This is a genomic window from Methylobacterium sp. EM32 (assembly GCF_040593685.1).
Lineage (GTDB): Bacteria > Pseudomonadota > Alphaproteobacteria > Rhizobiales > Beijerinckiaceae > Methylobacterium.
Window position 1 is genome coordinate 24,687 of sequence record NZ_JBEXZS010000107.1, and the last position, 11,709, is coordinate 36,395.

Here is an 11,709-nt window from a genome sequence, read left to right on the forward strand (position 1 = left end):
AGACCCTATCATGCGGACCTTGCTCCTCCTCGCAGCCCTCCTCGCCGCGTCACCGGCCGTCGCGACCCCGGTCGAGATCCCGGTCGCGGCCGAGGGTACCCGGCCCCGGCCCGGCGGCACCGCCACGCTCGCCGAGGCTGTGGCCGAGGCGCGCCGCCAGCGCGCCCGCGACCCCCGCTCGGCGATTGCGATCGCGCTCGCACCCGGCACGCACCGCCTCGCCGAAGCCGTGCGGCTCGAGGCGCAGGATGGCGGCAGCGCCGGGGTGCCGCTGGTGATCCGCGGCCCCGCCGACGGATCGGCGCGCCTCGTCGGCTCCCTGCGCCTCGCGCCGGTCCCGCTCGATCCGGCCCTGGCCGCCCGCCTGCCGGCGGCGGCGCGGGGCAAGGTGCGGGCCTACAGGCTGCCCGCCGCCCTGCGGCAGGCGGCGCGGATCCAGGCGCCGATCGTCCTCAACGGTCCGCCCTCGCCCCCCGCCTTCGAGGTCTTCGACGATGCGGGCGCGATGCATCCGGCGCGCTGGCCGGCGGAGGGGTTCGCGAAGGCCGAGGACGGCGACGGACCGGCCTTCACCCTGGCGGACCTGCCGCCGAACACCCTGCGAGACGAACCCGACCTGTGGGCCGAGGGGTACTGGCGCTGGGGCTGGCTGTTCGAGGCGCTGCCGGTGGTGCGGACGGCGCGGCAGGGGAACGGCACCCGCCTCACCCTCGACCGCACGCCCTACGAGGGCATCCGCGCCGGCGCGCCGATCCGCCTGGTCCATCTGCTGGCCGGCCTCGACCGGCCGGGGACCTGGTGGCGCGACCGCCGGAGCGGGACCCTGCTCGCTTGGCCGCGGGGCGGGGAGGCGGTCGAGGTGTCGGTCGCCGAGACGCTTTTGTCGGTCGAGGGCGCGTCGCACCTGCGGATCGAGTTCCTGCGCCTCGGCATGGCCCGCGGCGACTTGGTCAACGTGCGGGGCGGACGCGACGTGACCATCGCCGACAGCCTGCTCTCCCTCGCCGGCGGGCGCGGCGCGGTGTTCACGGGCGCCGCCGAGAGCGGGCTCCTGCGCTGCGACCTCGCCGGGACCGGCGCCGAGGCGGTGATCCTGTCGGGGGGCGACCGCCGCACGCTCACCCCCGGCGGCCTGTTCCTGCGCGACAGCCGCCTCACGGGCTATGCCCGCCGCGAGCCGACGCAGCACCCGGCCGTCGCCCTCGACGGCGTCGGCGCCGAGGTGGCCGGCAATTTCATCCACGATTCGTCGGCCTACGCGGTCCACCTCCGCGGCAACGACCACCGGGTGACGGGCAACGAGATCGCGAACCTGCTCGCCGGGGCGACCGATACCGGCGCGATCTATTCCGGGCGCGACTGGACCGCCCGGGGCAGCGTGATCGCCGGCAATTTCCTGCACGACATCCGGAGCGGTCCCGACACCGAGGTGAAGGGCGTCTACCTCGACGACATGGCGAGCGGCTTTTCCGTCACCGGCAACCTGTTCCTGCGGGTCGACCAGCCGGTCTTCCTCGGCGGGGGGCGCGACAATACTGTCGAGGGCAACGTCTTCATCGCGTCGAGCCCGGCGGTCCACGTCGATTCCCGCGGGCAGACCTGGGCCAGGGACGCGGTGAGAGACCCGCAATCGGAACTGCGCGCCGCCTACGCGGCGATGCCGGTGGACTCGCCCGTCTGGCGGGCGCGCTATCCCCAGCTCCCCGGCCTGCTCTACGATCGCCCGGCGGTCGCGACCGGCAACGTCATCACCGACAACCTCCTGGCCTCGAGCGACCCGCCCCGCTTCACCGACGGGGGCGAGGCTGCCGAACAGAGTCTCGCCCGCAACCGCGGCCCGGCGAAGGCCCGCGCCGATTGGGAGAATCTGGCACGGAGCTCGAGCGACCCGGCGGATTTCGCCGGGCTCACGGAGGGGACCGGGCTCAGGCTGCCGACGATCCCGTCCGCCCGGATGCGCCGGTCGTCGACGGCCGGGGCGCCTTTCGGGCGCTGAGGGAGTCCCGCGCCGCGATCAGGAGAAAGCGCGGGATCGTGTCGAGGTAGCGCCGCCACAGGCGCCGCGGCTCGCGGGCGAGGCGGTAGGCCCATTCGAGCCCGGCGACCTGGAGCCTCCGCGGCGCCCGCGGGATGCGCCCCGTCGCGACGTCGAAGGCGGCGCCGACCCCCATGGCGATCGTGCCCGGCAGGTGCGGGGCATGGGCCGCCATGAACAATTCCTGCTTGGGCGTGCCGAGGCCGACCCAGACGATCTGCGCGCCGGAGGCGCGGATGCGCGCGCGCATCGCCTCGGTCTCGGCGGCATCGAGGGGGCGGAAGGGCGGCGTCTCGACGCCGGCGACCTGCAGGCCGGGCACCCGGGCGCGCATCGTCGTGGCGAGCAGGTCGGCGACGCCCTCGTCCCCGCCGAGGAAGTAGTGGCGCCAGCCCTGATCCGCGCCGGCCCGGCACAGGGCCTCGACCGCCTCGATCCCCGGCACCTGCTGCATCGCGGTCAGGCCGCGCCAGCGGCCGATCCAGCTCAGGGGGCGGCCGTCGGCGACGACGAGCAGCGCGTCGTGGTGGGCGGCGCGCAAGGCGGCGTCCTTCTGCGCCCGCACCACGCCGTGGGCGTCGCGGAACACCACGAAGGTGCCGGGCTGGCCCGGCCCGGCGGCCAGCCGGCGCCGGACCGCCTCGGCGAGCCCAACCATGTCGGTGGCCGAGACCGGAACGCCGCCGATCATGAAGGACGGGACGAGGGGATCGTGTGCCACTTTGGTCAGGTTCCCGTTCTGGAAAGGAGAGCGTCGGAAAGGCGCAAATCTGCCGCGCGCGCAGCGACAGCGTCCCGGTAGATGTCGAGGAGGGCGCGGGTGGTAACGTCCTCGCGCCACTCGCGCTCGTAGACGGCGCGGGCCTCCCGCCCCATGGCGGCGGCCGAAGCGGGGTCGCCCGCGATGCGCGCGAGGGCATGCGCGAGGTCGGCGGCGTCGCCCGGCGCGGCGAGGAGCCCCGTCGCGCCGTCAGTGATCAGGCCCGCCAGCGCCCCGATGCGCGAGGCGACGACCGGGGTGCCGGCCGCGAAGGCCTCCGCCACCACCATCGGCAGGCCCTCGTACCAGAGCGACGGGACGACGATCGCGGCGGCCCGCGCCATCGCGGCCTGGACCGCCTCCGGCGGCAGGGCGCCCCTGAGGTCGAGACCCGGATGCCCCGCGAGCGCCCCCGCGAGCGGACCCTCGCCGATCGCCGTGACCTGCAAGCCCGCCCGGACGGCGGCCTCGGCGAGGACGGACACGCCCTTCTCGGGGCTGAGCCGGCCGACGAAGAGCAGGCCCTGCCGGGGCCCTTCCGCGGGCGGTCCCGGATCGGGCAGGCCGTTCGGGCGGATACGGATCTTGTCGTCGGGCAAGCCCGCCGCGGCGAAGCGGCCGCGGGCGAAGGGGGTGAGCGCCACGAACCGGTCGACGTCCCGCAGCCAGGTCCCGGCCCGGCGGTGATGGTCGATCATCCGGGCGACCGCGAGCGTGCCGGTCCGCGAGCCGCGGTAGCAGGCGAACCGCACCGCCCAGTAGGGCGAGCCGGTGACGCAGAGCTCGCACGGCGCGCCGTCGCGCATCAGGAAGGCGTTGGCGCAGATCAGGCGGTAATTATGCAGCGTCTGCACCGTGGCGCAGCCAGCCGCCCGCGCCGCGGCGTGGATGCCCGGCGAGAGCAGCGGGAAGAAGTTGTGGACGTGGACCACGTCCGGCGCGAAGCGGCGCAGGACCGCCATCACCCGGGCGATGCCCTCGGGCGCGTGCGTCGCCGCGACCGCCGCCCGTAGCCGGGCGGCACCGGAGGCGATCGCCTCGTTGTCGAGGAAGACCGCCTCGACCGCGCAGCCCGCCCGTTCGAGGGCCGCGAGATCGCGGGCCACCGCCGCATCCTCGCCGCCGCGGACCTGGTAGCGGTTATGGGCGACGAGGATCCGCAGGGGCCTGTTGCCGGCGCTCATCGCCGGCGCCCGCGCGGGCCGTGCCGTCCGTGTCGTCCCATCCTGATCCCCATCTCTCCCGACCCGCTCCTCCGCACCGCCCCGGCGCCCCGCCCTTCGCACCGACGAAGAGATTCGGGGCGACGCACCCGGATGTTCGAGGACATAACGCGTTCCGCGGAAGAAGTTCGACTGCGGATGACTACCGATCCCGCAGGGTCACGGCACCTCGGCGCCAGTCATGGTGCCGATCCCGGACCGAGATGGGAAATTGTTCTGGAAATGCGCAAAAAATAGACTAGCGAATGGGATTGTGCTGCGATCACAGCGACCTACCCGCCCTCGCGCACGGCCGGGCGGGCTCCCGGCCCGGGAGAGGGGACCGGGACCGTCCGTCCGGACGATCGCCGGGGTGTGACGCGATGTCCGGCGCCTCAGCGGCCGGCGAGGATGGCCTCGACGACCTCCTGCACCTCCAGCGCCTCCGCCAGGGTGGCGAGGGCGTGGGGCTCGCCGCGGGTCATCCGCACCACGCCCTCGAGCTGGCGCCGCAGGGCGATCGGGCGAGCGCGCTCGTTCGGGATCGCGTCGGGGGCGGGCGCGAAGCGGCCGTCCGGTCCCTGCCGCTCGGCGATCGCCCAGTCGCGCAGGCGGATGGTGCCGGCCTCGCCCTCCAGCGTCCAGGTGTTGTGGTCGTCGAGCGCCGTCTCGCCGACCCGGCCGCGCAACACCACCGGCACGGCGCCGGCCCGGAACGTGGCATCGACCGCCCGCTCCGACCGGCCGGCTTCCGGAAACCGGGCCTGCGCCCGCAGCCCGTCCAGGGGCCCGAGCAGGCGGCGGCTGAGGAACAGGAAGTGCGACACCACCTCGCGGGTGAAGCCGCCCTCCTGCGGCGCGTCGAGCCAGCCCGCGGCGTCGGCCTGCCAGCCCCGCGGCCAGCGCGCGAAGGCGACCTCGATGGTGAGGCGCCGCGGCGTGCCGACCGCGCCCTCGGCGATCCACCGCGCCAGGGTGGCGACCCCGAGGGAGGAGGCGAACGGGAAGTTCACCGCCCCGCGGGGACCGGCCGCCGCCACGAAGGCGCGGGCCTCGGCGAGGTCGACGGCCAGCGGCTTCTCGCAGAACACGCTCCGGCCTTGGGCCAAAGCCGCCCGGGCGTGGCCGAGATGCGAGGCGGGCGGGGAGGCGATGTAGACGCACGCGCCCGCCGCCACGACCGCGGCGGCATCCGCCGCCACCGGCAGGGAGGGGAAGCGCGCGGCGATGCGCGCACGCGCCGCCGGATCCGGATCCCACAGGGCCGCGACGCGGACGGGGGCCTCGTCCTGCCCCGCGATGGCGTCGAGCATGCGCTCGCCCATGATGCCGGCGCCGATGATGCCGAGGGCGAGGGGTTGGGTGGGCTGGGGCATCGGGGATCCCTGGAGAGCGGAAGGCGCCCGTCATAAGGCCGAACAGGCGCCGGGGGAACGCAGGCCGGCCGCGACGCGCCGGGAGCGCTCACGGCGCGGTTAACCTCCCGGATCTTGCCCGGATCGATCGCGTCGCGTTAACCACGCCGCCCTGTCGGCACGCCGCTCGCACCCTCCTCCTGTGCGCGGGGAAGAGTGTCCCGCTCCGGGAGAGATCGTTCACATGTGGCACAGTGCCGTCGGCTTCCTCGCCGTCGCGACCGCGGTCGCGCTGATCGTCCGGCATTTCGGCGCGCCGCGCGCCGTAATCTACGGCTTCGTCGTCACCGGGCTCGGCGCCTCCGCGGCGACGGTGCTGCTCGCCGACATCAACACCGTCGATCCGGGTTCGAGCCGCGCGCCGGCCTTCACCGCGCAGACGCCCCCGGTCCCGGGCCGCGACGCGCGCGACCTGCGCCGCGCCGACGAGTCGCGCGGCTGGCGCTGAAATCCTGCTTCGTTGGCTTCATCAGAACCTATTTGACTTGAACAGCCAGCACCAAGAGACACTTTTTCTCCCACCCATGACCTCATCCTGAGGTGTTAGTCGATTGTAAATCGACTGACCTCGAAGGAGGCCTCCAGATCCCGCTGAGATCTCTGGAGGCCTCCTTCGAGGCTCACTTCGTTCGCACCTCAGGATGAGGTCGTGGGTGGGGCGAAATCTACCCACCAATCAAACGGCGCCGAGGCTCAATTCAACGCGATCAGCGCGACCCCGGCGATCATCAGCCCGCAGCCGAGGATGCGCGCGAACCCGGCCGGGTGCTGCGCGAAGCCGACCCAGCCGAAATGGTCGAGCAGCACCGAGGTGACGAGGCCGGCGGTGACCGTGAAGCCCGCGAAGGTGGCGGCCCCGAGCCGGCCGGCGAAGACCGTCATCGCCAGCACGTAGGCGCCGCCCATCGCGCCGCCGAGCCAGGCCCACCACGGCGCCTGGGCGATCCGCGACGCCCCGGGCCAGCCGAGCCCGATGAACGGCGCGGCGGCGAGGTAGACCACCGCATTGGCGAGCGAGACCGTGAGGGCGACCAGCACCGGCTGGCCGAGGGCCTTGTTGAGCGTCGCGTTCGCCCCCGCCTGGACGGTGTTGAGCGCGCCGGCGAGGATGGCGATCAGGGCGATGAGGGCTGGCATGGCTGACGAGGCTCCGTGGGAACCTCGTCAACACATCCGGGCACGCTCAAGTCTCACAGCCGGCGATCCCCGTCACCGCTCCGGCAGGCCGGCGCGACGCAGGCCGTCGTAGATCCCCTCGCGCTGGGCGAGGAAGGTCGGGTCGGTGGAGGTCAGGCTGCGGTAGCGGGCGACGGTGTAGCCGGGCCGGAGCTCCAGGAACCGGGCGAGGGCCGCCCGCGCCTCCGCGTCCCGGCCGAGCCGGGCGAAGGCGCAGGCGAGGTAGAGGTGGGGGAAATCGAAGAGCGGGTTCACCGCCGCGGCGCGCTGCAGCGGTGCGATCGCCGCCTCGTCCCGGCCGAGATGGAGCTTCGCCAGCCCGTCCCGCGCCAGCCAGGCGCCGAGCAGCGGATCCTTCGGGCTCAGGCGGATCGCGGCCGCGATGTCGGCCTCCGTCTCCTCCGCCCGGCCGAGGAAGATGTGGATCAGGCCCCGGTAGGCGTGCGCCCGGGCGAAGCTCGGGTTGAGCGTGAGCACCCGGTCGAAGGCGGCGAGCGCCTCGTCGTAGCGGGCCCGGGCGCGCAGGGTCTCGCCGCGCAGGTAATGCGCGAAGGGATGGGTCGGATCGCCCTGGAGCACGGAGGTGACGGCCTGCTCGGCGGTGTCGAGGTCGGCCTGCCGCTCGCTCGTCCAGCCGTTCAGCACCCCGTCGACCAGCACCTCGGCGAGGCCGAGCCGGGCGTGGACGTTGCCCGGGTCGAGGGCGAGCGCGCGCGCGAACAGCGGCCGGGCGCCGGCGTGGTTCTCCCGGGCGAAGGGCCGGTTGAGCAGGGCCTGGCCGCGCATGACGAGGTCGACCGCATCCGCCGGGTGGCCGGCGCGGCTTTGCGTCTCGGCTTCCAGCAGGCGGATGCCGAGCGCCCGGCCGACCTGCGCGACGAGGGTGTCCTGCGCGGCGGCGAGGTCGGCCCGGGCCCCGTCGTAGCGCTCAGCCCAGAGGGCGGCGCCGGTCTCGACATCGGTGAGCTGCACGGCGAAGCGGACCTGCTCGGCGCTCTGGCGCAGGCTGCCCTGCACCACGTAGCGCACGCCGAGCTCCCGGCCGATGGCGCGGGGCTCGACCGGGCGCCCCCGGTAGGACTGGGCCGTACCGTGGGCGATGACGAAGGTGCCGGGCGCGCGGGCGAGGTCGGCGGAGAGGTCCTCGGCGAGCTGCTCGGCGAGGTAATCCTGCTCCGCATCGCCGCTCTGGTTGGCGAGCGGCAGGACGACGAGCGACAGCCGCGGCCGCGCCGGCTGCGCGTCCTCCCTGCGCTCGACGGCCGAATGCGGCCAGGCGAGGGCGAGGCCCGCGAGGACCATGGCGGTGACGGCGCCGAGCGCGCCCCGAACGGCCCGGGCCATCCGCGGCGCGCGCGCCTCCGGCGACGGCACGGCGTAGACCCGGACCGGCCGGGCGATATTCTTGAGCCGCTGCATGCCGAGATCGACGAAGCGGAGGCCAGGCAGGAGGTCCGGCCTGTCGCAGACCTGCCGGTAGGCGGCGTCCGACAGCCGCAGCGCACCAGGCTCGGCCGCCGCCTGGAGGCGCGCCGCGATGTTGACGCCGTCGCCGAACAGGTCGCCCTCGTGCACCATGACGTCGCCGAGATGGATGCCGATGCGCAGGCGGAACCGCCCGGCATCGCCCTCGGCCGTGGCCAGCGCCCGCTGGATCGCCGCCGCGCAGGCGACCGCATCCGTCACGGAGGCGAACTCCGCGAGCACGCTGTCCCCGGCGGTGTTGGCGATCCGGCCGCTGCGCGCCGAGATCAGGCGGTCGACGATCCGCCGGGTGGCCTGGAGGGCCCGCATGGCGCCGGCCTCGTCGGCATGCATCGCCTTGGAATAGCCGGCGATGTCGGCCGCGAAGATCGCGGCGGACCGGCGCTCCGGAACCGGCCACTCCATTGCCACGGACCTGTGTGCCACGGACCTGTGCGCGCGCTCGTTCATGACGCCCCGTCCGTGACGGCTCTGCCCGACGACCGCTCCGATTGGCCGGACGACCTCCGGGACGATGACAGGCAAGACGACCGGCAAGACGACCCGCCTCGCAAGAAAATATCAATCATTCCGACGATCATCGAAAACGACCTCCATCTTCTTCCCCGAATCGGTCTTGCCCGGACATCCCGGTGCTTCCGGGTTCCGGACCGTCTCGGACAGCATCGGCGATGCGGTTCTGATCGGCCTATGCCTCGATCCCGGACCTGTTTCAGGTCTCGTGCGAGGCATCAGCTTGACTGTGCCGGTATCATGGTCGGAATTCGGGAATATTGCGTCCCGGTAACATTGCGCGGACTGGCGTGATGACGGGGCGGATCTCCGCGACGCGCGCCGGAGCCTCGACGGGCGGGGGTGGACGGTACCCGGTTGCCTACCCCTTAGAGATAAGGACGCGTCGGGAGTCGCGCTGCCGGCTCTGCTTCGTCGGCACCGGCAGGACGCTTCCAGCGAGTCTGTTTGCATGCCTCCCACGGAGTTGACACCCTCCGGGTCATTCCGGGGCCGCGTAGCGGAGCCCGGAATCCAGAAACTCAGGTGGAACAGAAGAGGGTGGGACGCTGTCCGCTTGATCCTGAACCATCCGCGGTTCTGGATTCCGGGCTCCGCTGCGCGGCCCCGGAATGACCCGGAGGGTATGAATACGGGTGGCCAAATCGAAATAGGTTCCGGGAAGAAGACCAGGCCGCCACGAATCGCCCTCGATCAGGAGCCGCGCACGATGCGAGCCGATCCCTTCCTCACCGGTTTCACCCTTCACGACATCGATGCCGGAGGCGTGCGCATCCGGGCCTCGGTCGGCGGCGAGGGGCCGCCGGTCCTGCTCCTGCACGGCCACCCGCAGACCCATGCGACCTGGCACGCAGTGGCGCCGCGCCTCGCCGCGCGCTTCCGCGTCGTGGCGATGGACCTGCGCGGCTACGGCGATTCGGACAAGCCGCCCGGGGGCGAGGATCACGGGGCCTACGCCAAGCGCGCCATGGCGGCGGATGCGGTGGCGGTGATGCGGGCGCTCGGGCACGAGCGTTTCGCGGTGGTCGGCCACGACCGGGGCGGGCGCGTCGCCCATCGGCTCGCCCTCGACCACCGCCAAGCCGTCTCGCACCTCGCGGTCTTCGACATCGCCCCCACCGCCACGATGTACGCGCGGACCGACAAGGCCTTCGCGACTGCGTATTTCTGGTGGTTCTTCCTGATCCAGCCGGCGCCGCTGCCGGAACGGCTGATCGGCGCCGACCCGGAATACTTTCTGCGCACTCATCTCGAGGGCCAGTCGAAGACCCCGGGCTGCCCGCGCCCGGACCTCGTCGCCGAGTACCTCCGGGTCTATCGCGACCCGGCGACCCGCCACGCGATCTGCGAGGATTACCGCGCCGCCGCGACGATCGACCTCGCCCACGACGCCGCCGATGCCGAGGCGCGGGTGGAGGCGCCGCTCCTCGCCCTGTGGGGCGCGAGGGGGACCGTAGGGCGGACCTACGACGTGCTGGAGACTTGGCGCGAGAAGGCGCGCGACGTGCGCGGCCGCGCGCTGGATTGCGGCCACACCCTGCAGGAGGAGCGCCCGGAGGAGGTGAGCGCGGCGCTCCTCGCTTTCCTCGCCTGAGGGCTCAGGCCTTCGGCTCGCCGTCCCCGGGCGGCGCGTCGGGCGCCGGCGCGTCGGGGGAGGGCGCCTCGGGGTCGGCCGGGGGCGCCGGCGGCACGTGGTCCTTGCGCCACTGGGCGAACAGGCTTTGGAGCACCGCGACGGTGTCGCGCACTGCCTTGGCCTCGTCGTCGACCGAGACGCCCTCGGAGACGGAGTTGCGCGTGGTCAGCACGGCGCGCTCCTCGATCTCGGTCAGGCGCTCTAGGAAATCTGGGCGCGTCGCCAGGAGGTCGAGGGCGTCGCCCATGGCGGTGGCGAGCGTGGTGGCGAGGAGCCCCGCGGTCGCGACGTCGCCGACCGAGGCCTCATAGGGCTCCGGCACCTCGTCGTCCTCGTCCTCCTCGGCGGCGGCCTGCAGGCCCTCGACCAGGGCCTCGACCAGCTCGACCGCGGTGTCCTCCGGCACGGCGAGCCGCAGCGCGACCTCGATGTCCTCGCCGCTGAAGCCGGCGGTGCCGAGGGTCACCTGAAGGATGCCCGGCCGGCGCAGGCTGAGCGCCATCAGGGTGTTGGCGTAGATGGTGGGCGCGTCCGGCATGACCTCGACCTCTTCCGGGCAGGCGCGGGGATCCCGCCGCCTGCCCGGGCTATATCGTGCCCTGGCACAAGGGGCGACCGCGGGAAGATGCGGTCACGCGCTGGCGAGCCGGGCGACCTTGTTGTCCGGGAGCTCGATGTCGACGCCGAGGGTCGAGACGGCGTCGCCCCGCTCCATCGTCACCTTCACCTTCTCCTTGTCGATGGCGACGTGCTTGGCGATCACCGCCAGGATCTCCTCGCGCAGCACCGCCACCAGATCCGAGCGGCCGAAGGCGGTGCGCTCGTGTGCGAGAAGGATCTGGAGCCGCTCGCGCGCCACCGGCGCCGTGCCGCGCCGCGACAGGAAGCTCAGCAGGTTCATGCCGCCCTCCGGGTGAACAGCTTGCCGAGGAGCGAGCGCTTCTCGGTCGGGACGGTCATCGCCACGGTCTCGCCCTTGAGCCGCCGGACCGCGTCGGCATAGGCGCGGGCCGGGGCGCTCTGCGGCGCGTTCAGCGTCACCGGGCTGCCGAGGTTCGAGGCCTTGAGCACCTCCTCGCTCTCCGGGATCACGGCGAGCAGCGGGATCGACAGAATCTCGAGCACGTCGTCGATCTTCAGCATCTCGCCGCGCTCGGCCCGGTTGGGGTCGTAGCGGGTGAGGATCAGGTGCTTCTCCAGCCGCTCGCCCTTCTCGGCCCGCTCGGTCTTGGAATCCAGAAGCCCGATGATCCGGTCCGAATCGCGCACCGAGGAAACCTCGGGATTGGTGACGACGACCGCGATGTCGGCGTGGCGCATGGCGAGCGTCGCGCCGCGCTCGATGCCGGCCGGGCTGTCGCAGATCACCCAGTCGAACTTTTCACGAAGCTCGCCGATGACGCGGGCGACGCCCTCGTCGGTGAGCGCGTCCTTGTCGCGGGTCTGCGAGGCGGGCAGCAGCGAGAGGGTGTCGAGGCGCTTGTCGC

At 73.2% G+C, this 11,709-nt stretch carries 11 protein-coding genes; 3 read left to right on the plus strand and 8 right to left on the minus strand.

All coding sequences use genetic code 11. The features are described 5' to 3' along the window. Positions 1-10: 10 nt before the first annotated feature. Positions 11-1,996, plus strand: a complete 1,986-nt coding sequence (locus ABZT49_RS15305) for a right-handed parallel beta-helix repeat-containing protein (RefSeq protein ID WP_355286882.1) — start codon at positions 11-13, stop codon at positions 1,994-1,996. Here the strand turns inward: ABZT49_RS15305 and ABZT49_RS15310 are convergent. The 3 genes from ABZT49_RS15310 to ABZT49_RS15320 all read right to left on the minus strand — a co-directional run bounded on the left by ABZT49_RS15310 (position 1,926) and on the right by ABZT49_RS15320 (position 5,373). Next, positions 1,926-2,756, minus strand: a complete 831-nt coding sequence (locus ABZT49_RS15310; RefSeq protein WP_355286883.1) for a WecB/TagA/CpsF family glycosyltransferase — start codon at positions 2,754-2,756, stop codon at positions 1,926-1,928. The genes ABZT49_RS15305 and ABZT49_RS15310 overlap by 71 nt on opposite strands. Before the next feature lie 5 nt (positions 2,757-2,761). Continuing rightward, positions 2,762-3,979: a glycosyltransferase gene (locus tag ABZT49_RS15315; RefSeq protein ID WP_355286884.1), complete on the minus strand. Its 1,218-nt coding sequence runs from the start codon at positions 3,977-3,979 to the stop codon at positions 2,762-2,764. Positions 3,980-4,392: 413 nt separating this feature from the next. Then, positions 4,393-5,373 carry a Gfo/Idh/MocA family oxidoreductase gene (locus tag ABZT49_RS15320; protein WP_355286885.1) on the minus strand — a complete coding sequence of 327 codons (981 nt, stop codon included), beginning with the start codon at positions 5,371-5,373 and terminating at the stop codon, positions 4,393-4,395. 223 nt (positions 5,374-5,596) lie between these two features. Between ABZT49_RS15320 and ABZT49_RS15325 the strand changes: the two genes are divergently transcribed. Continuing rightward, positions 5,597-5,860 (plus strand): hypothetical protein, encoded by a 264-nt coding sequence (locus tag ABZT49_RS15325; protein ID WP_355286886.1) that lies wholly within the window; start codon positions 5,597-5,599, stop codon positions 5,858-5,860. Between the two features lie 245 nt (positions 5,861-6,105). On the opposite strand, the gene ABZT49_RS15330 is transcribed toward ABZT49_RS15325, so the two are convergent. Both ABZT49_RS15330 and ABZT49_RS15335 read right to left on the minus strand, forming a co-directional pair. After that, positions 6,106-6,549, minus strand: a complete 444-nt coding sequence (locus ABZT49_RS15330; RefSeq protein ID WP_355286887.1) for a DMT family transporter — start codon at positions 6,547-6,549, stop codon at positions 6,106-6,108. 72 nt (positions 6,550-6,621) lie between these two features. Then, positions 6,622-8,478, minus strand: a complete 1,857-nt coding sequence (locus ABZT49_RS15335) for a tetratricopeptide repeat protein (protein WP_355286888.1) — start codon at positions 8,476-8,478, stop codon at positions 6,622-6,624. An 817-nt stretch (positions 8,479-9,295) separates the two neighbouring features. On the opposite strand from ABZT49_RS15335, the gene ABZT49_RS15340 reads away from it, so the two are divergent. After that, on the plus strand, positions 9,296-10,180 hold the full coding sequence (locus ABZT49_RS15340) for an alpha/beta hydrolase (protein ID WP_355286889.1): 885 nt from the start codon (positions 9,296-9,298) through the stop codon (positions 10,178-10,180). 4 nt (positions 10,181-10,184) lie between these two features. Here ABZT49_RS15340 and ABZT49_RS15345 read toward each other — a convergent pair whose 3' ends face one another. The 3 genes from ABZT49_RS15345 to ABZT49_RS15355 form a co-directional block, all read right to left on the minus strand. Further along, complete coding sequence (locus ABZT49_RS15345; RefSeq protein ID WP_355286890.1) at positions 10,185-10,760, minus strand: hypothetical protein; 576 nt, start codon at positions 10,758-10,760, stop codon at positions 10,185-10,187. Positions 10,761-10,853: 93 nt separating this feature from the next. Continuing rightward, positions 10,854-11,123, minus strand: coding sequence for a cell division topological specificity factor MinE (gene minE, locus ABZT49_RS15350; protein WP_109974063.1), 270 nt, complete (start codon positions 11,121-11,123; stop codon positions 10,854-10,856). Then, positions 11,120-11,709 (minus strand): septum site-determining protein MinD (locus ABZT49_RS15355; protein WP_355286891.1); only part of this gene is annotated, 590 nt, incomplete at its 5' end. The genes minE and ABZT49_RS15355, both read right to left, overlap by 4 nt.